Origin of the sequence: Klebsiella sp. MBT K-1 (genome assembly GCF_002556465.1) — a bacterium.
Lineage (GTDB): Bacteria > Pseudomonadota > Gammaproteobacteria > Enterobacterales > Enterobacteriaceae > Klebsiella > Klebsiella grimontii.
The window spans coordinates 69,345-90,166 of the sequence record NZ_PDEL01000004.1; the positions used below are offsets into that span (position 1 = coordinate 69,345).

Here is a 20,822-nt window from a genome sequence, read left to right on the forward strand (position 1 = left end):
AGCAAACGGATTACTTTGGCAACGCTGAATCCCTCTTTCTGGAGAAAAAAATGACCTGCATTCGTTTTGCCTTGTTGGGCAGCGGTTTTATCGGCCAGGTTCACGCCGCCAGCCTCGCTCGCCATGAGCGAACCGTTCTGTCCATGGTGGCTGACGCCGACCCCGAACGGGCGAAAGCGCTGGCGTCCCGCTACGGCGCGCGGGCGGTAACCGTCGCCGAGGCCATCAATAGCGACGCCATTGACGCGGTACTGATCGCCAGCTCGACGCCTTCACACGCGGCGCTGCTGGAGGCTGCCGCCCGCGCCGGGAAAGCGGTCTACTGCGAAAAACCGATCGATCTTTCGCTGGCCCGCGCCCGCCAGGTCGTCGAGAAAGTGCTGCCGCTCGGGGTACCGGTGACCGTTGGCTTTAACCGCCGCTTCGACGCCAGCCACCAGCAGCTGCGCCGGGAGATCGAGGCCGGGGTGATTGGCAAAATCGAACTGGTGCAGATGGTGTGTCGGGCATCGATTATGCCGCCGCTGGAATATCTGCGCAGCTCCGGCGGCCAGATGCGCGACCAGGCGATTCACTTCTTTGACCTGCTGCGCTTTCTTACCGGTGATGAAGTGACAACCGTCGCCGCCATGGGGGATGCGCTGGCGCTGGCGGAAATTGCTGAATTCGACGATGTCGATACTTCCATTCTGATGCTGCGGATGCGCGGCGGCGCAATGGCGCAGCTGGACAACACCCGGCGTACCGGCCACGGCTACGATGAGCGCATTAGTCTGCTTGGCTCGGATGGCGTGCTGGAGTCCGGCAGCCAGACAACGCGCGGCGTCACGCTGTGGCAGGGAGAGCGCCGCATTCAGCCCGGCCTCTACCCGGACTGGTTCAGCCGCGTCGAGGGATCGTACTACGCGCATCTGGACGCGTTTGTCCGCTCGCTAGGCGGAGAAGAGGTGGCGGACCTGCCGGGGCTGCTGGACGGCCTGCGGGCGCAGGCCATCGCCGAAGCCGCCGTGCTCTCGCTGCAGCAGGGGCAATTTGTCAGCGTCGAACCGCTGGCGTAAAAAAGCCCCGTATGCGGTCGGCATACGGGGCCGCTTCGCTTAGCGCTCTTCGTTAAATACCACGCCAATCTGCCGCCGCACTTCATCCATCACGCTCAGGTTTTCCAGCACCCTGGCCAGCGGGCGGATCGGCGAGTCCGTCAGCCCCTGACCGACGCACCAGGCAAAATGCTCGGCCTGATAAAACAGCTGGTCGTAGCGGTTGCGCGGCTCCTCCCAATGCAGCACCTGCCCGCCCTGACTGGCGGCGAGGGTAAAATTCCCCGGCGCGTAGAACTGCCCGTCAAGGGTAAGAGTCGCATCGCGTCCGGCCACCACCGCGCCGCCCGGCGTGTTGCTGAACAGGGTGGTGTTCAATAATCCCTGGAGGCCCTTTTCCCAGTTAAACAGCATCGAAATCTGCCCGTTGACGCCTCTTTGGGCGGGGCGTCCGCGGGCGATAATATCCTGCGGTACGCCGCCGACCATCACGCTGAATGAGGTCAGATAGCTGCCGAGATCCATCATCGGCCCGCCGGCGAGATCGGCATTAAAAATGCGATGATCCGGGGTAAAGAATTCGCCGTGATCGGCGAGCAGCGTGTGCAGGTCGCCCAGAACGCCGTCCTCCAGCAGCTGGCGAATCACGTCATACTTCGGCGCGTAGTCGCACCACATCGCCTCCATCGCCAGCGTCCCCTGCTTCACGGCTTCCGCTTTCAGCGCCGCGCCTTCCCGCCGGTTCAGCGCAAACGGCTTTTCAATCAGCACATGTTTGCCCGCCCGCAGCGCACGCAGCCCGTCGGTAAAGTGGTGGTTATGCGGCGTGGCAATATATACCGCGTCAATATCCGGTCGCGCCAGCATCTCATCCACCTGAGCGTAAGCCTGCGGGATCCCCCAGCGGGCGGCAAAGGCGTCGGCTTTTTGCTGCGTGCGCGAGGAGACGGCAACCACCTGCTGGCGGCTGAGCTCTTTTAACGATTTCACAAAGCGCTCGGCAATCCAGCCGGGGCCAATAATCCCCCAGCGCAGCGTGGGGATCGCCGAGGCGGCGTGGTGGCGCGGTTTTGGTAACTGTGACGGGAACATAGCGGCTCCTGATTTTATTTTGCCGGGGAGGGACACTATAAGCAGGCGCGGAGGAGGACGAATAACGAATTTATGATGGAATTCCATCATCGACATAGTGCTTGTCAAAAGCGCGGGAGTCGCGGATAGTCCGGGCAGCTCATCACTATCAAGGAGTCAGAGATGTTGAAAAGTTCGTGGCGTAAAAGCGCCCTGATGGCCGCCGCCGCCGTTCCGCTGCTGCTGGCGAGCGGTTCATTATGGGCCAGTGCCGATGCTATCCAGCAAAAGCTGGCTAATTTAGAAAAACGGTCCGGTGGCCGGCTGGGCGTGGCGCTGATTAACACGGCGGATGATTCGCAAACCCTTTATCGCGGCGACGAACGTTTTGCCATGTGCAGCACCGGTAAAGTGATGGCCGCCGCCGCGGTGTTAAAGCAGAGCGAAAGCCATCCCGATGTGTTGAATAAAAGGCTGGAGATTAAAAAATCGGATTTAGTGGTCTGGAGCCCGATTACCGAAAAACATCTGCAAAGCGGAATGACCCTGGCGGAACTCAGCGCGGCGGCGCTGCAGTACAGCGACAATACCGCGATGAATAAGATGATTAGCTACCTTGGCGGACCGGAAAAGGTGACCGCATTCGCCCAGAGCATCGGGGACGTTACTTTTCGTCTCGATCGTACGGAGCCGGCGCTGAACAGCGCGATACCCGGCGATAAGCGCGATACCACCACCCCGTTGGCGATGGCCGAAAGCCTGCGCAAGCTGACGCTGGGCAATGCGCTGGGCGAACAGCAGCGCGCCCAGTTAGTGACGTGGCTAAAAGGCAATACCACCGGCGGGCAAAGCATTCGCGCAGGCCTGCCCGCAAGCTGGGCGGTCGGGGATAAAACCGGCGCCGGAGATTACGGCACCACCAACGATATCGCGGTGATCTGGCCGGAAAATCATGCCCCGCTGGTGTTAGTGACCTATTTTACCCAGCCGCAGCAGGATGCGAAAAGCCGCAAAGAGGTGTTAGCCGCGGCGGCGAAAATCGTGACCGAAGGGCTGTAGTCCGGGAACAGGCCCGAACTGCAACCCTCTGCGCTCTGCTCCCGGGGGGCGGCGCTCAACGCGCCTTGCCCGGGCTACAGATTCACCGCCGTCTGCGGACCGGTAGCCCGGACAGATGCGCAGCATCGCCTCCGGGACATTCAGCGACTCTGCGCTCTGCTCCCGGGGGCGGCGCTCAACGCGCCTTGCCGGGGCTACGGGTTCACCGCCGTCTGCGGACCGGCGCAACGCGCCGCCTGCGGGACAGCCTGAATAGACAGCCGCCACATATTAGTCGGTAATTTTAAACGTCAGCGCGTACGCGCTGGTTTTCCCTTCATCACGCGCGCCGCCCATCTGATATACCCGCACAGTATATTTCCCGCTGACACCCAGACGCTGTTCAAAAATATCGCCGCTCATCGAACCGTTAAAAATCGCGTGATTATCCGGGGTAATCACATTAAAAAAGGGATGCGGCCACTGGCTGTTCATACCGATATGCATCATCTGGCCGGCTTTCGCTTCCAGCGTATAGTCATTAACATCGTCGCCGGTCACGGTACTTTTTATTATCGTGCCGTTGCTGCCTTTATCAAAATGAATGGTATTGCTGTTGATATTATCACTTGCCATTGATAATACTGACGTTAATAAATAACTTGCACAGATCACGCCGCCAACAATTAATTTTATTTTTTTCATTTAATTAACACCTTATGTTTTTTATGCGCGCTGTTATAGCACATAAGGTGCCCGGAGTAAGCTTATTCGCCATATCACTCGCCGGGATAAACGCGTCGAAATTAAGGCCCCCCGCTCAAATAAACGAGGGGCTTGGTTTCAGCATGATTTATTTCTGCGGACGCATTGCCGGGAACAGGATAACATCGCGGATGGTGTGGCTGTTAGTGAACAGCATCACCATACGGTCGATACCGATACCCAGACCGGCGGTCGGCGGCAGGCCGTACTCCAGCGCGGTGACGTAGTCTTCGTCGTAGAACATCGCTTCATCATCCCCCGCCGCTTTGGCGTTGACCTGATCCTGAAAACGCTGGGCCTGGTCTTCCGCGTCGTTCAGCTCGCTAAAGCCATTACCGATTTCACGTCCGCCGATGAAGAATTCGAAGCGGTCGGTAATTTCCGGGTTCACGTCGTTACGGCGCGCCAGCGGCGATACTTCCGCCGGATACTCGGTGATAAAGGTCGGCTGGATCAGATGCGCTTCCGCCACTTCGTCGAAAATTTCGGTGACGATACGCCCCAGACCCCAGCTCTTCTCAACGTGAATGCCGATGGATTCCGCCAGCGCTTTCGCCGCATCGAAGTTATCCAGCTCCGCCATCTCGGTTTCAGGACGGTATTTCTTGATCGCTTCGCGCATGGTCAGTTTTTCAAACGGCTTACCGAAATCGAACACCTGGTCGCCATACGGCACTTCGGTTTTACCCAGTACGGTCTGCGCCAGCGTGCGGAACAGGGATTCGGTCAGTTCGATCAGATCTTTGTAATCCGCATACGCCATATAGAGTTCCATCATGGTGAACTCTGGGTTATGGCGCACGGAGATACCTTCGTTACGGAAGTTACGGTTGATTTCGAACACTCGTTCGAAGCCGCCGACCACCAGCCGTTTCAGGTACAGCTCCGGCGCGATGCGCAGATACATATCCAGATCGAGCGCGTTGTGATGGGTGATAAACGGACGCGCGGAGGCGCCGCCGGGGATCACCTGCATCATCGGCGTTTCGACTTCCATAAAGCCGCGCGCGACCATGAACTGACGCATGGTCGCCAGGATCTGCGAACGCACCTTGAAGGTGTGGCGCGACTCTTCGTTGGAGATCAGATCCAGATAGCGCTGGCGATAGCGCGCTTCCTGATCCTGCAGGCCGTGAAACTTGTCCGGCAGCGGGCGCAACGCTTTGGTCAGCAGACGCAGCTCGGTGCAGTGAATGGAGAGTTCGCCGGTCTGGGTTTTGAACAGCTTACCGCGGGCGGCGATGATGTCGCCGAGATCCCATTTCTTAAACTGCTCGTTGTAGACGCCTTCCGCCAGATCGTCGCGGGCGACGTACAGCTGAATGCGTCCGCCCACGTCCTGTAAGGTCACGAAGGAGGCTTTACCCATAATACGGCGGGTCATCATGCGCCCAGCCACGGAGACCTCGACGTTCAGAGAGGTGAGCTCGTCGTTTTCCCTACTATCGTATTCAGCATGGAGCTGGTCGGAAGTATGGTCACGGCGAAAGTCGTTCGGGAACGCCACGCCCTGCTCGCGCAGCGCGGCCAGTTTTTCACGACGGGTTTTCAGTTCATTATTAAGGTCAATTGCCTCATCGGCACCTTGTGCTTGTTGTTCAGACATGTTGGTTCCTCATAACCCTGCTTGCAAACTTGCTTCGATAATTGAACCAGGCCTGTTCCGGCGTCGGCGCCGGAGAACAATCTTAAGGAGCCTGGCTTCAATTGCGGCTGATTTCACTCAGCCCTGTCTTTTGTAACCTCTTTTTATCTTCGGCTTTCGCGCCCGCCAGAATATCCTCCTCCTGTTCAGTAAGGGGTGCAAGGAGCGGCTTTTTGCTCCGTTTAGGGATGCGATAATCCCGGAGGCGGTGCTGCGCACCTGTCCGGGCTACAGATCCTGGGCGTTGACGCCGGGAAGTTCACCGGCGGCCGCGCGGCGTTTGCCGACGCTGAACGCGGCGGCGAAGGCGACAACGACAATGACCGCCACGCAGCCCAGCGTCCATTCGCCCATCTGGGCAAAGAAGTGCTGATACGCGGCAATCGCCGTATTGCTGATTTGCGACTCGGTAGTCTGCTGCGCCACCACGCCCGCCAGCCAGTTGGCTACCGCGCCGGTCGCCAGCATATAAATCCCGGTCAGTACCCCGGTGACGCCGGGCATATTGAGGCGGGTGATCTGCGCCATCGCCACCGGGTCGATAAACAGCTCGGCGAAACCCATCAGCGCCAGGCCGGCCACCATCATGCCCATCGATGCCTGTCCCTGTGCCGCGCCGTGGCGCGCGTTAAGCGCCAGCAGCATAAAGCCGCAGCCCATCAGCACCAGGCCAAAGGCGAACTTCAGCCATACGCGCAGCGCCGAGCGGGTCGCGCCCTCCGGCCGCATCAGCCACGCCAGCACGACGCCCGCCGCCATCACCGCCACGGCGTTAACCGACTGGAACAGCGCGGTCGGCACCTCAATATTCAGCAGGCGGCGGTTAACAAAGTGGTCGATGAACAGGCTGATCGAACTGCCGCCCTGCTGCGCCAGTACCCAGAACAGGGTCCCGGTCAGCATCAGCAGAACGATTTGCCACAGCGCGCGGCGATGCTCCGGGGATTTGACCATAATGCGCGCCACCATCTGGGCGGCGAATACGCAGACGATCGCCAGCAGGTAGCCGGACCAGTTATTCTCCAGCAGCAGCGTGAAAAACACCGGCGCAACGCAGAGCATCACCACCAGCCAGCCCCAGGTCGGCAGTACAAATTTCACCGCCCGCAGCGCCTGTTTATCGACGCCGCGCGCGTGGCGGAAGTAGCGGCTGCCGCTTAAGAAAATCATCAGGCCGACAAACATGCCGATACCCGCCAGCGCAAAGCCGATATGCCAGCCGTACCACTGCGCCGCCAGCCCGCAGGCGATAGGCGCGGCGATGGAGCCGACGTTCCCGGCGGCGTACAGCAGCGAGAAACCGCCGTCGCGGCGAGGGTCGTCAACGGCGTAGAGCTCGCCCAGCAGACAGCTGATGTTGGATTTGAACAGACCGTAGCCGCAGATAATGATCGCCAGCGCGAGGTACAGGCTCCAGGTGGAATCGGATTCGACGCCCAGCACTACGTGGCCAAGCGTCATTAATAGCGCGCCGGCAATGACCGCCGTGCGGTTGCCGAGCAGGCGGTCGGCAAGCCAGCCGCCGAGAATAGGAGTGACGTACACCAGGGAGGCGTAGGCGCTGAACAGACTGATGGCGTGGCTGTCATCAAAGCCGAGCTGATGGGTGAGATAGAGGATGAGTAAGGCACGCATGCCGTAAAAGCTGAAATATTCCCAGATTTGGATCGCAACGATGTAATAGATCGCGCGCGGCTGTGAGGGTGTTTTCATGTGTTCTCCTTGCAGCGTGAAAAAGGGAAGCGGCAAGCCACTTCCCTGTTGTGCATCGATTATTTGTTGTTTTCTTCTCTCAGCACTTTAACGGTGTAACGACCATCCGCCTGACGATAGGCGCCGTGGATATCGGTTTCGAAGCCCGGATAGTGGGCGCCGATTTCGCACAGCATCTGCAGGAATTCCAGCACCGGACGGCTCTCTTCGGTGATCATTTCACCCGGCATCACCAGCGGCACTCCCGGAGGATACGGCAGGATCATGTTGGCGTTGACGCGGCCCACCATCTCTTCGAGATACACCTCTTCGGTCTGACCGTGCAGCTCTTTCTGGAACGCGGCGTACGGCGTGATCATCATGGTTGGCAGCACTTCGAACGCGCGGAACATCAGGTCCGGCAGGTTGTGGTGCTCAATCAGTTTGTGAATGTTCTGCGCCAGTTCCTGAACGCGCATGTTTTCGTAGAATTCAGGATCTTCACGGTACAGCGACGGCAGCATGTTTTTCACCCGCAGGTTCAGGTCGAACGCGCGTTTGAAATCGGTCAGCGCGCGCAGCAGGCTCAGCGCTTTGGTTTTGTCGATACCGATGCTGAACAGGAACAGCAGGTTGTACGGACCGGTTTTTTCGACCACGATGCCGTGCTCATCGAGATACTTCGCCACGATGCTTGCCGGAATACCGAAATCATCCATGGTGCCGTCTTTCTTCATCCCCGGGGTCAGCAGCGTGACTTTAATCGGGTCGAGATACATATGTTCGTTATCGATGTTTTTGAAACCGTGCCACGCGCTGTCGGAGCGCAGCGGCCAGCATTCCGCGCCATCGATATGTTCCGGCTGCCAGACGTCGAAGAACCAGCCGTCGGATTCGCCTTTCAGGCGTTTAATCTCTTTACGGAACTTAATTGAACGTTCGATAGAGCCGTCAATCAGGCGCTTACCGGCGTTGCCTTTCATCATCGCCGCCGCGGTTTCCGTCGAGGCCACCACGCCGTAGTGCGGAGAAGTGGTGGTGTGCATCATGTAGGCTTCGTTAAAGGTTTCTTCGTTTACGTCACCTTTAACATGAATCATTGATGCCTGAGAAAACGCCGCCAGCAGTTTGTGCGTGGACTGGGTTTCGTAAATCACTTTCCCTTCGACGCGGCCGCCGCTCATCCCGCATTTGCCTTCATAAATCGGCGAGAAGTTGGTGTAAGGCACCCACGCGGAGTCAAAGTGGATGGATTTCACATCCAGGGTTTTCTTGATGTAGTCCGTGTTGTACAGCAGGCCATCATAGGTGGAGTTGGTGATCACCGCGTGCACCGGCCAGGTCGCGTTCGGGGTTTCTTTCACGCGCTTCGCGATGGTCGCGTGCTGGAATTCGCTCTGCGGGATACCGCCGAGGATGCCGTAAGCGTTACGGGTCGGGCGGAAGTAGATTGGCGTAATGTCGCTCATCATCATCAGATGGGTCAGCGATTTATGGCAGTTACGGTCAATCAGCACGGTGCTACCGGCCGGGGCGGAATACATACCGACGATTTTGTTGGCGGTAGAGGTGCCGTTGGTCACCATGTAGCTGCGTTCTGCGTTGAAGACGCGGGCGATGTACTCTTCCGCTTCTTTATGCGGGCCGCTGTGATCCAGCAGGGAACCGAGTTCAGAAACTGAAATCGAGATATCGGATTTCATGGTATTGGAACCAAAGAAATCGTAGAAGATGCTGCCGACCGGGCTTTTCTGGAACGCGGTACCGCCCATGTGGCCTGGGGTACAGAAGGTATATTTGCCTTCACGCACGTATTTAAACAGCGCTTTGGTCAGCGGCGGCAGAATGGTGTCGATATACTCGTCGGTATTCTGTTTGATTTTGTTCGCAATATCTTCCGCCGCGCCCAGCGCATATTCGAAGAAGCGAACCTGCATGCGCAGATCGTTGAGGCTCACGTCCAGCGTTGAGTAAGTATTCGCAAAGGCGTACAGCGGCATATATTCGTTCATTTTGCTGATGTCTTCGCACAGTTCGAGATTGTATTTATCCCAGTCGAAGATCACGCCGCACAGACGCGCATTGTTTTCGATCAGTTTTAATAAGTCGTCACGGTCGTTCGGGTAGACAATACGGAAGTCCAGGCGTTCGAGGGCGCGATGCAGCTCACGGATGGGCTCTTCTTTGAAGTAAACACCCATGTGATTCATGATTGCGATAACGTTCATAGTCAAATCTCCAGATAAAGAAAGCCCCTCCCGCCACGTCGTGACAGGTGATGGAAGGAGCCTCAGGAATAGGGTTACGGATTAATGCGCGCTGGCGGTGCTGCTATCAGCGGAGCCGTCGTTACTCTGACGCTGGTGCATTTTGCGGCCGTAGAACATCAGGATGATCAGGCTGACGATAAAGGTGCCGGCCAGTTCGAAGGAGCTTGCCCCCATCAGGGCGATGAAACAGAACCCGCAGCCGAGGACGGAGCAAATCAGGCTGACGAAGTTGCGGACGTTAATGCCTTCGAAGCGAATTAGGTCAACGCAGGAGTAGAAGTAAGGCAGCATGGTCAGCAGAACCGCGATACCGGTCAGCTCGCCGAACAGGTCGGAGGCTTTCCCGCCGGTGGAGTTCATCAGGGTGATCAGCACCATCAGGACGGTCATTTTCACCGCGGCCAGCAGCAGGCCTTTTTTCGGGTTGCCGTTTTTATCCAGTTCACCGTAGATTTTCGGGAAGTTGCCGTCGTTAGCGGCGCGCACGCCGGCCTGGCCGACCAGCATCATCCACGAACCGAGAGAAGTCAGGCAGGCAAAGGCGGTAAAGGCCGACACCATCGGCGCAGCCCAGCCGCCAAGGATAGTCGATGCGCTGATAGCAAACGGCGCGCCGGACGCGGCCATCTCAGACGCAGGGTACATACCGGCGATGACCTGGGTCGCTGCGATATACACGATACCCGCCAGCGCGGTCCCCAGCATGGTGGCCAGCGGTACGGTACGTTTCGGGTTTTTCACCATCCCGGTACTGACGGCGGCAGATTCTACCCCGACAAAGGCCCACAGACAGAGAAGGATACTTTTCACCACCGCATGGCTATCCGTCGTGGCTGAGGTGTTCCAGTTTGCCTGATAGGTGGCAACGTCAAACCAGTGCCAGCCGACCACCGCGGTCATCACGACCGGAATAAGCACCAGCACCAGACCAATAGTCGTCAGGCGGCTTACCCAGGTACCGCCGAGCATATTCACGAAGGTGAATATCCACACGATGGCAATACAGGCAATACCTGCCGGTACCGGGTTATTTAAAATAGGGAAGAATGTTGATAAATAAGAGACGGCGGTAATGCCGATTGCCAGATTGCCGATCCAGTTAGCGTGATAATAAAGCACACCGGTCTGGAAACCGAACGCCGGAGATATTTCGCCGGCGTAGGCGATGGGGCCACCCTGCTGCGGGTTTTTGGTCGCCAGACGGGCATATACATAAGCCAGCGACATCGCGCCAATAATAGATATTACCCAACCCCAAATGGCGATAGAACCGATACTCGCCAGGTTCGCAGGTAATAATGCAATACCGCTCCCCATCATATTACCGGCTACCACGCCGGTACAGGCAAATAGCCCGATCTTCTTGGCAGAACTCATGTTTGCTTTTCTCCTAAGTTTATTTGGGAGGTACAGATCATGATGATGAACCTTTTATTGACCCGACCAACTGCCAATCAGATTACGGATTAGTACGAGATAAGTCCTAAAGATAAAGTGAAATAACTGCAAACATCAGACAAATGATATTTTGACCTTTTTCGCGCAACATATCAGGATGACATGTTGAGGTCAGGAAAAGATAAATATTAATAAATTACATGCATTTACGAACACAATTTCGTGTTGAAGATGTGTTAAAAACAAGCAAGAAAAGGATATAAAATATAACAACAGAGGCGCTCATGAGAAACATAAGTTTAACCTCACCACGGCCAAAACCATGACCATGATGAGGGTTTACTTATTCTGAAGCGAGGAAGTTATCGAGATACGGAACCACGCGGGTCACCGAGGTCTGAAATACCGCGTTTTCAATCCAGTAAAATGTATTCTCACCCGGACGTAAATTAAACGCCGTCAGGTAAGCATCGGCAGCTTCCCGGTTCTGCCCTTTCATTTCGTAGACCTTACCCAGCAGCACATAATTCATCCACGACATTTCCAGGTCAATGCCGCTATTAATCGCGCTGTAGGCTTCATCGACTTTGCCTTTGCCCAGCATATCTACCGTTTTAATCTGATAAAATATTGCCATGTCTTTAATCCCCGGCATATTACCCACCCGGGTTATTTCGCTGTAAAGATCGGCAAGCTGTTTATCATCCAGCGGCTGCTGAGAATGGCGTAATACGTCCACCAGCGCTTTTTCCGCCCAGGCATAGGTAAAGTCCGGCGACTGTTTATTCACGTCGGCAAGCAGGCTACTGGCTTTTCCGAGTGAATCGACGTCTCCATTCATTAATAGCTGATGCGCCTGATAGAAATGGGTAAGCGCGATACTTTGCGACGGCTGATATTGCTTTAACATCTCCTGCATCCGCGCCGGCCACGGCTGCTTCAGCGCCTCAGACAGGCTGCTCAGCAGGTCGTTCTGAATCGACAGCTGGTTGTCGCTGGTGACAAAGTAACGCTTATCCATCATGGTCGAACCGTCGGCGTTATCCACCACCTTCACCGACATAAAGCACTGCTGCGCGCGGTAGTGCCGCTGGTTGACGAACTCAATGGTCAGGGTTTTACCGGAGCTGCTCGGCTCATTGATGTTGTAGTTGGTTTTATCGTGCACCATAAAGGTGGAGAAGGTGTTCAGCGAGGTGGTAATCAGGCTCCCGAGACCAATGGCATAGGAGTGCTGCGATGACCAGTTGTTGCAGGCGCTGCCGCTGAGCAGATGAATATCAACATCGCGTGGGTTGAGCAGCAGCCGCGTTTTCGTGACCGGCGGGCGCGACTCGAGGGTCGATAACGCCACCAGCGCCACGCAGCTCGCGAGGGCCAGCAGAAACAGGCCCCAGACGATAAACGTACTCAGCCGCTTGCGTTTTTCCGGCTTTACCACCGGCGCCATCTCTGGCGCAGCCGCCTCAGGCTGCGGGGAAACCGATGGCGCGTCCACGGCGACCGTCGGCGTTTCTGCCGGGATAACCGGCGTCAGTTCTTCCCCCTCTTCCGTACACCAGATCACCGGCACCGTCAGCTTATAGCCTCGCTTGGGTACGGTCGCGATATATTCAAGGCTGCCGTCGTCGCCATCTTTCAGCGACTTACGTAGCTCGGAGACGCTTTGCGTGACGACATGGCTGGTGACAACGTTGCGGGTCCAGACATTATCGATGAGCTCATCCCGGCTGAGTACTTCCCCAGGATGACGGGCAAAGAAAACCAGAAGATCGATTAAGCGCGGTTCGAGAGTTAGCTGACGCCCCTTGCGGCTAATTTGGTTAACAGAGGGAGTAACCAGCCATTCTCCAACGCGAACAACAGGTTGTTGCATAAAAAAGAGCCCCAGGACGAAACGGGAAAGGCGCGATGATATCACATTTACCCTACCTGATTATGATAGGGGTCATAACCTTGAACGCGATATATTCCTCTGCGTTTTTAACTTCTGACAAAATTTCATTTGAGAATGATAAAATTCAGATAATCCAGATGAATATTTATAAGCACTTTAAACAGTAGCAACAAACTGGGATCAGGGCTGCTGGCGAGGAAGGAAAATGGCGGATTAATAAACATGTTCTCATTGCCAGGTAGCAGGAGCCCTTCCCTGGTGCTGAAGTTCAGCAAGAAATAGCTGAACTTCAGTTGTTAGAGGGCAATACAGAGGAAGATTAAATATCCGATTGCGAGACGTGCCGGGCCGCGGCAGCATTGGCGCTCGCCACCGCTTGCGCTAATGATTTGCTGACCGTCAAAGATGCGCAAAACGCCCCAACAAAGCAGTCACCTGCCCCATGGGTGCTGACCAGCTTAACCTTTTGAGCGGGCAAGGCTTGCGCGGCTTCGCCAGCCTCACACCAGGCGACGCCATGCTCGCCGGCGGTCACCACCACCTGAGTAAAGCGCTGCGCCAACGCCGTCGCGGCCTGCTGCGCCGAGACCAAATCTTCGACGTTGACGCCGCACATATCGCGGGCCTCAATGGCATTGACGATCAGAATATCGATAAGCGCCGCAAACGACTCGCTCAGAGGGCGCGCCGGCGCAGCGTTAATGCATACCGGAATACTGCGCTGCTTTGCCGCGCTCGCCGCCAGCAAATTAACCGTCTCGGGCACTTCATTTTGTAACACCAGCATGCTGACGTTGTCCCAGAAGCGCGCGTTCTGAAAGACGCCAGCGGGGATTTTCTGGTTAGCGTTGGATACTACTACCGCGCCGTAGTCGCCTTCTTCGTCGGAAATGGCCACGCTCATCCCGGAAGGGCTGTCCACCGCCACCGCAACGGCGCTGGCGTCAACGCCCGCCTGGCGTAAGGTATCAACCAGGAAACGCCCCTGTTCGTCTGCGCCGACAGCGCCTGCAAACCGGACTTCCAGGCCAGATTTGGCCGCAGAGATAGCCTGATTTCCCCCTTTGCCGCCAAACTTATAGCGACAGGCGGTCCCCATTACCGTTTCGCCTTTCTCAGGCCGATGATGCGCATCAATCATGATGTCGTAATGGAGGCTGCCTGCGACTGCAATTTTGTTCATGACTAGAACTCCCGAAGATCCTGAACCGCACGCTGGGTTTTCATCAGGTTTTTCTCTGCCCGACTGAGATCCTTCTTAGCAATAGCCACAAACAGCGCATCCAGTATATTGAGCTGAGCAATACGCGATGCGGCATTTTCGCCAAGCAAATGCGACCCTTGAGATGTTGAATTGAGTACCACATGCGCGTTATGCGCAATAGGCGACTCGGCATAATTAGTGACGACAATAACTTTAGCGCCATTACGGGCGGCAAGTTTTACCGGAGCATTCACCGCGCGGGTCACTCCGGAATGGCTTATGGCAATCACCACATCATCGTCAGATAACACAGCGGCTGACATCAACATAATATGCGCGTCATCATAAACTGAAGACTTGATGCCTATTTTCAGCAGTTTATGCGCGAGATCGCGAGCAACGGTTGCTGAACCACCAACGGCATACAGGTCAATATGACGCGCTTTAAATATAATATCCGCCGCACGATTAAATTCAGAAATATCGAGAATAGACATGGTCTCTTCGATAGCCTGAATTGAAGTGCGAAATACCTTAGCCAGAAGCTGCTCAGAGGTATCATCAGGCTCAATTTCCGCATGCAACCCCGCCACTTCTGATTCATTATAATAAATCAGACTACTTCTGAAATTCCTGAAACCAGTAAAGTTAAGTTTTTTAGTTATTTTAACAATCATGGCTTCCGAAACATTATTTTCCTGAGCGATTTCTTTTAAAGAAGTTTGCTCAGTCAGATCGGTCCGGGAAATTATTGCCTCAATAACACGACGTTCAAGTGGTGTCAGTTGGGGCAAACGCATACGTATCTGAGCGCCAATGGCTCGTGGATCCTGCTTCATTACTTGCCTCGGGTTGCTCTGTCAATTAACATCGCTATGATAATAATAAGGCCCGTTGCAAGCAATTGATAAAATGCCTGAATATTAAGCAGCGTCAGCCCGTTACGTAACGCCCCCAGAATAATGACCCCAATCAGCGTGCCAAATATGCTGCCTTTGCCGCCCATCAGCGAAGCGCCGCCAATCGCCGCGGCAGCAATGGCGTCCAGCTCCCATAGGGTGCCGATTGTAGGCTCCGCCGCGCCCAGGCGGCCAATCAGAATGAGAGAGGCTAGCGAGGCAAGAATACCGGAGATAACATAGACGGTAATTTTTGTGCGTCTGACCGGGACGCCCGCCACCCGCGCGGCCTCTTCATTGCCGCCAATCGCCAGAATATATTCCCCGAGCGGGGTTTTGTTCATCACCGTCCATAATATCAGCGCCACGATCGCCACAATAACAATCGGCGTGGGCACGCCAAACCATGAACTGTTGATGATATCCCTGAATGTTGCGGGGATGCCAAATACCGGATTGCCGCCGGTAAAGATTAGCGCAATGGCGCGGAAAAGCGATAACCCTCCCAGGGTGACGATAAACGGCTGTAAACCGGCCCACGCAATCAGCGTGCCGCTGAAAAGCCCGCAGGCGGCGCCAACGCAGAGAGTCAACACCACGGCAAGCGGCACGGGAATACCGGCGACCATCAGCGCGGCGCCAAAGACGGCGGACATTGCCGCCGTCGGGCCAACCGATAAATCAATGCCGCCAGAAATGATTACCAGAGTCATACCCAGCGCGATTAACGCATTAATTGACGACTGCTGCAGAACATTCAGTAAATTCGGCAGCGTGAGAAATACCGGAGACAAAAATGAAAATGTGATAATAATAATTAGTAATCCAATTAAGGTGCCGGCATCGCGCACATTAAATTTAATCAGCGAAGACGGCAATACGCTATTTTTACCTGCTTGTGTCATCATGGTTATGGCCTTTCAAAATTACTGGTGATAGGTCAGGCAATATGGCCCGCATCATTAATGGCAAAACGAGCGATATTCTCTTCAGTAATAGCATCCCCCGTTAACTCCTGAGTTATTTTCCCTTCCCGCATAACCAGAACCCGATCCGCGATCCTGATAATTTCGGTCATTTCTGATGAAACCACAATAATGGCTTTTCCTGCGGCGGCTAGCTTTTCTATCAGATTATAGATTTCTGCTTTAGCGCCAATATCAATTCCCCGGGTCGGTTCATCAAATAAGAATACCTGCGCATCCGCGGCGACCCAGCGGCCAATAATGACTTTCTGCTGATTTCCTCCGCTTAGGGTACCAATCGTTTTTTCAATATCCAGCGGGCGCAGCTTTAAATCCGCCATCACTTTATTGGCAACCTGATTAAGCCTTGCCGTATTAACCAGCCCTGCGCGAGTAAAGTGACGCATCGACGGTAGCGCCATATTCATCTTTACCGCCCGTTCCTTGATAATCCCCTCTTTTTTACGATCCTCAGGGACTAATCCTATCCCGGCGCCGATCGCCGCTCTGACATCCTGACGCTCAACCAGCCGTTCATTGACCCGAATCGTACCGCCGGTGCGTTTATCTATCCCGGCGATAAGCTTCAGCAGCTCGGTTCTTCCTGCCCCCACGAGGCCCGAGATCCCCAGTACTTCGCCAGCGCAGACGCTAAAACTCACCGGACTGACCACCGTACTCGCCAGGCCTTCAACCGTCAGAACCTTTCGTGCAGTGGCCCAGGAATTATGCGCGATATGCTCAATTTTCCTGCCCACCATTTTAGCGACAATGCTTTCTTCATTCTCATCGCAGATATTCACCACCCCAACCTGCCTGCCGTCGCGCATGATAGTGGCCCGGTCGCACACTTTGAATATCTCGTTCATTTTGTGAGAAACGTAGATGAGAGATACGCCCATCGCTTTCAGGTCAGCAATCAGTTCAGCCAGGCGCTCGAACTCTCTGGGGGTCAGGCTCGAAGTTGGCTCATCCATGGCGATAATCCTGGCATCATCAAGTAGCGCCCGGGCAATCTCCACAATTTGCTGCTGCGAGACTTTGAGGTTTTTAATCGGCTCTCCGGGGTCGATAGAGGGATCAAGCTGTTGTAAAATCCGCCCTGCCCTCTCCTCTTGCTCCTTCTTGTTGAGCCACATTCCTTTCGCTTTGGTAAGCGGGCGCCCAAGAAACATATTTTGCGCCACGGAGAGTTCAGGAACGTGCTGTAACTCTTGATGAATCATAGCGATACCGGCGTGGCGCGCGCTAAGCGGATTTTTTATCTGCACCTGATGACCGCCAACGCTGATATCGCCTTTATCTGCGCTGCGCACGCCGGAAAGAATGTTTAACAACGTTGATTTACCGGCACCATTTTCGCCAATAAGCGCGTGTACTTCCCCTGGTCTGACGCAAAAATCAACATCCTGTAACGCTGCGGTATTGCCGTAAGTTTTATTGATGCCGCGCATCTCTAAACGATACTGTTCCATAAACTCTCCGCTCACCTTATTGTTGAGTCAGTAGCTGGCGTAACGCGTTGTTATCTTTAGTCGAAAAGGCGTCGACGTTTTCTTTCGTGATTAATGCCTGAGGGGTAGAGATGACGCGCGACAGCTTCTGACCGTTAATCAGGCGAATCATCACATCCATTGCCACTTCGCCAGTCAGCACGGGGAAGCTATCTACCGTACCGGTCAGCTCGCCGCGCTTGATCGAGGCATAGGCGTCGGAAATCCCGTCAGTACCGAATACGGCAACCTGCCCGGATTTTTTCAGGGAGCGCACGGCCTCCACCACGCCAAGGGCCATGGTGTCGTTGTTGGAATAGAAGCCTATCAGGTCAGGATGCTGTTGCAGAATAGTGGTTGCCGCGTTGAATGCCTGTTCACGGCTCCAGTTCGCCGGCACGCTGGCGGCAATATTAAATTTGCCATTTTCCGCCAACGTCTCTTTAAACCCGCGGGTACGCTGCCCGGCGGCATAAACCCCCGGCTGACCTTCGATTACCGCCACTTTCCCACCCTGCGGATGGTGTTCGATAAACCACTTAGCTACGCGGACGCCGTTATCTTTCTGCACGTTACCGACATAATACTGAGCGTTGGGCATCACGGCGTCGTTAACGTTAATGACCGGAATATTCTTTTTCTTCGCGCTTTCCAGCGCCGGTGAGAGGTTGATATCTGTCTGCGGCGATACCAGCAGGCCATTGAATCCCTGAGAAATTAGTGTTTCAGCGATGGAAAGCTGGCCAAGCTGATCTTCTTCATTCGCCGCGGCCTGATAGGCCACGGTAAAACCATAACGGCTGGCGACGTTTTTATAACCCTCGCCCAGAGAACGCCAGTATTCATTGGTCAACGTTTTGGATACGCCGCCAATTTTCAGCGACTTATCAGCCGCCGGTAGCGGGCCGTATTTGCTTTCCAGCTGAGACCAGTCGGTACGATCGGGTTCAGTGTCGGATTGCAGCGGCGGTAAATCTGCCGCATAAGCGCTTGAACACAGCAGAGATGAAGCGAGTACAGAGAGTAATATTTTTTTCATTTTTCAGCCTTTATTCTCATTATATTTATCGTGAAGCTGACGGCTTTGTCAGCGCCAGTTGCGCTAGCGGGCTAGCATGATGTCATTAACAATTTGTTGAGAGGCTACAGCGTCCTGGCGGCTAATCGCATCAAGCAGCGGTTGGTTGTTTTCCAGCTTTTCGCACAGCTTCAGCAGCCGCGTGACGGTGGCGATATTAGTCTGCGCCTCACGAATAGGATCTAGACCACTGGCATCCGGGAAGGTGTCGAAGTAATAGGCGCCCTGATAGCCATCGCGGCGCATTTGCCACAAAAACTCGAGCGTCGCGCGCGGGTTAACGGAGCCTGCCATCAGACCATCATCGCGTTTACCCCAGCCGTCATTGAGATCCAGCCCTAACAGGCGAGAACGACGAGCAACCATGGCAGCCGCATAGGCCGGAACTTCATTGGCGAACAGGACGTGGGCAAAATCGAGGGTAATGCCGAGGTTTGGCGCTCCGGCTTCTTCAACCGCCAGCAGGCAGGTGGTTACGTTAGGGAAAATGCTGAACGCGCGCGGTTCATTCGGTTTATATTCGATACTGATATCAATATCTGGCGCATATTCCGCGATCTCACGCACCGCGCCGACTGCGTCTTCCCAGATTTTTTTGTAATCGGCCTGGAAACAGTAATCAAAGCCGTCCTGCCCCATCCACAGCGTCATCAATCTGGAACCAAACTCGCGACCGGTGTCGATACCGCGCTTGGTTAACTCGATAGCCTCCCGACGAATTTTCGCATCCGGGTGGGTAAACGCGCCAATACGAAACTGCGGAGCATCCCAACGCATCTGCATACCGTTAACGGCAAGACCGGCATCTTCGATAGCCCGACGCATCGTTTTGATATCGTCACACATATGTTGCGGGTAGTTCAGGTCGAGATGAGTAAGTCCTTCAACTTTTCCCGCACGTTCAATCATTTGTAAGACGGTTGGCTTTCCTTTTAGCTCCGGCCAATACAGGTAAGCCCCTGATGCAAAAGAGTTCAGGCGAGTGGCAAACTTTAGTTCTGACATGTTATGCAATCCTTAAATCACCATTGTGATGTACTTTATGTTTTCACGATTTTCTGTGAAGTTGTTTTAAACATACTCACCCAGGTTTAATAAGCAAGCGCAATTGCTAACCGGCATTACGTTTTGGGATATTGCTCACGAAAGCCTTTTCACGCCATAGCATGCAACAGTTCTTCGCTGGCGGATCCGGTAGCTGATGGGTTGTACAACGATCTGATAGAAGATTTAACTTTACAGAAATTAATTTATTCGTGAAAAAACTTGGGAATGGAGACTTTGGCGCAGGGGTACTTCTCTGAGCGGGAGGGGATTTATCCTGCCTGGTTTAGCCGCCATCACCTTAACTGTGAGCGAGCCAACGTCCTGGAAGATGCCTTGAGGCCGGAACTGTACAAACGGGATAAAAACACCATACTCAACGCAAAATGAGTGCCAAAAGAGATCTCTTACCTGCAGTGATGGCGGATTTTAGAACGGATAAGAAAGGAACAAGACGATGACCTGGAAATTAGTTAAGCAAATTGTCCAAAATGACGTTTTGAGAAATAGCTTCATTGACCTGGCGATTAAAACCTTCGATCTCTCCTTTAAAGAGTGGTACCGCAAAGGCTACTGGACCGACGCCTATATTCCCTACGCCCTGGTCAGCAACAATAAAGTGATTGCTAACGCCTCCGCCAATATTATCGACCTGATCTGGCAGGGCGAACCCCGCCGCTATATCCAAATCGGCACCGTAATGACCGATATCGATCATCGCAATCGGGGCCTCGCCGGGCAGCTTGTGAATGAGATTTTGGCGGACTGGCAGGATAAAGCCGACGCCTTCTTCCTGTTCGCTAACCCGACAACCGTTGATTTTTACCCGAAATTCGGCTTCGAGCGCACCGACGAGCATCAGTATATTATGCCGGTAGTACCGGTTACGGGCGATTTCCGCAAGCTCGATATGGATCGGCCGGAAGACGTTGCGCTATTGCAGCGGTATTATCAAAAATCGAATCCGTTTTCGCAGCTGCGGGTGCAGAATAACTTCGGTTTATTGATGTTCTACTGCTCCGCCTTTATGCAGCACTTCGTCTATTATTCCGAGAAAAACCAGGCGATCGCGATTGCGATGCAAAACGGTCCGGCGCTGATCTGTTTTGATATTTTCTGCGACAGCGGCCGCTCCCTGTCGGCCATTATCAACCAGCTCGCCGATGACAATACGTACCAGGCTATCCTCGGCTTTACCCCCAAAGAGAATCGGACCGGCGAGTATGAGAAAATCGAAGGCGAAGATCTTCTGTTTATCTACGAGCAAAAAGAAAATATTTTCAAAGAGAATAAGCTGATGTTCCCGCTTTTATCCCACGCCTGAGG

Annotated in this window: 16 protein-coding genes; 3 read left to right on the forward strand and 13 right to left on the reverse strand. The window is 54.6% G+C overall.

Going from position 1 to position 20,822, the window contains the following annotated elements:
* The first annotated feature begins 50 nt into the window (after positions 1-50).
* Complete coding sequence (locus CMQ96_RS06850) at positions 51-1,058, forward strand: Gfo/Idh/MocA family oxidoreductase (RefSeq protein WP_024358906.1); 1,008 nt, start codon at positions 51-53, stop codon at positions 1,056-1,058.
* 39 nt (positions 1,059-1,097) lie between these two features.
* Here CMQ96_RS06850 and CMQ96_RS06855 read toward each other — a convergent pair whose 3' ends face one another.
* Positions 1,098-2,129, reverse strand: a complete 1,032-nt coding sequence (locus tag CMQ96_RS06855; RefSeq protein WP_098066348.1) for a Gfo/Idh/MocA family protein — start codon at positions 2,127-2,129, stop codon at positions 1,098-1,100.
* 162 nt (positions 2,130-2,291) lie between these two features.
* Between CMQ96_RS06855 and CMQ96_RS06860 the strand changes: the two genes are divergently transcribed.
* Positions 2,292-3,167 carry an extended-spectrum class A beta-lactamase OXY-6-7 gene (locus CMQ96_RS06860; protein ID WP_098066351.1) on the forward strand — a complete coding sequence of 292 codons (876 nt, stop codon included), beginning with the start codon at positions 2,292-2,294 and terminating at the stop codon, positions 3,165-3,167.
* Positions 3,168-3,437: 270 nt separating this feature from the next.
* Here CMQ96_RS06860 and CMQ96_RS06865 read toward each other — a convergent pair whose 3' ends face one another.
* From CMQ96_RS06865 to CMQ96_RS06925, 12 genes are all read right to left on the reverse strand, one after another.
* Positions 3,438-3,851 carry a hypothetical protein gene (locus CMQ96_RS06865; RefSeq protein WP_004130120.1) on the reverse strand — a complete coding sequence of 138 codons (414 nt, stop codon included), beginning with the start codon at positions 3,849-3,851 and terminating at the stop codon, positions 3,438-3,440.
* Positions 3,852-3,999: 148 nt separating this feature from the next.
* Positions 4,000-5,517 (reverse strand): lysine--tRNA ligase, encoded by a 1,518-nt coding sequence (gene lysS / locus CMQ96_RS06870; protein WP_024358908.1) that lies wholly within the window; start codon positions 5,515-5,517, stop codon positions 4,000-4,002.
* A 267-nt stretch (positions 5,518-5,784) separates the two neighbouring features.
* Positions 5,785-7,269: a dipeptide permease DtpD gene (dtpD, locus tag CMQ96_RS06875; RefSeq protein WP_098066354.1), complete on the reverse strand. Its 1,485-nt coding sequence runs from the start codon at positions 7,267-7,269 to the stop codon at positions 5,785-5,787.
* 59 nt (positions 7,270-7,328) lie between these two features.
* The gene (gene cadA / locus CMQ96_RS06880) at positions 7,329-9,476 is read right to left on the reverse strand and encodes a lysine decarboxylase CadA (protein ID WP_004130111.1); all 2,148 of its coding nucleotides are present in this window, start codon (positions 9,474-9,476) and stop codon (positions 7,329-7,331) included.
* Positions 9,477-9,557: 81 nt separating this feature from the next.
* Positions 9,558-10,895: a cadaverine/lysine antiporter gene (gene cadB, locus CMQ96_RS06885; protein WP_024358910.1), complete on the reverse strand. Its 1,338-nt coding sequence runs from the start codon at positions 10,893-10,895 to the stop codon at positions 9,558-9,560.
* 364 nt (positions 10,896-11,259) lie between these two features.
* Entirely contained in the window at positions 11,260-12,792 is a 1,533-nt protein-coding gene (cadC, locus tag CMQ96_RS06895) for a lysine decarboxylation/transport transcriptional activator CadC (RefSeq protein ID WP_098066357.1), read from the reverse strand.
* 340 nt (positions 12,793-13,132) lie between these two features.
* A complete protein-coding gene (locus CMQ96_RS06900) occupies positions 13,133-13,996 on the reverse strand; it encodes a PfkB family carbohydrate kinase (RefSeq protein ID WP_098066360.1) in 864 nt (287 codons plus the stop codon).
* 2 nt (positions 13,997-13,998) lie between these two features.
* Positions 13,999-14,856, reverse strand: a complete 858-nt coding sequence (locus CMQ96_RS06905) for a MurR/RpiR family transcriptional regulator (protein ID WP_098066363.1) — start codon at positions 14,854-14,856, stop codon at positions 13,999-14,001.
* Positions 14,856-15,824 (reverse strand): ABC transporter permease, encoded by a 969-nt coding sequence (locus CMQ96_RS06910; RefSeq protein ID WP_098066366.1) that lies wholly within the window; start codon positions 15,822-15,824, stop codon positions 14,856-14,858. The genes CMQ96_RS06905 and CMQ96_RS06910 overlap by 1 nt, the downstream gene beginning before the upstream one ends.
* A gap of 32 nt (positions 15,825-15,856) precedes the next feature.
* On the reverse strand, positions 15,857-17,356 hold the full coding sequence (locus tag CMQ96_RS06915) for a sugar ABC transporter ATP-binding protein (protein WP_098066370.1): 1,500 nt from the start codon (positions 17,354-17,356) through the stop codon (positions 15,857-15,859).
* 16 nt (positions 17,357-17,372) lie between these two features.
* Complete coding sequence (locus CMQ96_RS06920; RefSeq protein ID WP_098066373.1) at positions 17,373-18,413, reverse strand: substrate-binding domain-containing protein; 1,041 nt, start codon at positions 18,411-18,413, stop codon at positions 17,373-17,375.
* A 63-nt stretch (positions 18,414-18,476) separates the two neighbouring features.
* Complete coding sequence (locus CMQ96_RS06925; RefSeq protein ID WP_098066376.1) at positions 18,477-19,457, reverse strand: TIM barrel protein; 981 nt, start codon at positions 19,455-19,457, stop codon at positions 18,477-18,479.
* A gap of 496 nt (positions 19,458-19,953) precedes the next feature.
* On the opposite strand from CMQ96_RS06925, the gene CMQ96_RS06930 reads away from it, so the two are divergent.
* The gene (locus tag CMQ96_RS06930) at positions 19,954-20,820 is read left to right on the forward strand and encodes a GNAT family N-acetyltransferase (protein WP_098066379.1); all 867 of its coding nucleotides are present in this window, start codon (positions 19,954-19,956) and stop codon (positions 20,818-20,820) included.
* Positions 20,821-20,822 lie beyond the last annotated feature (2 nt).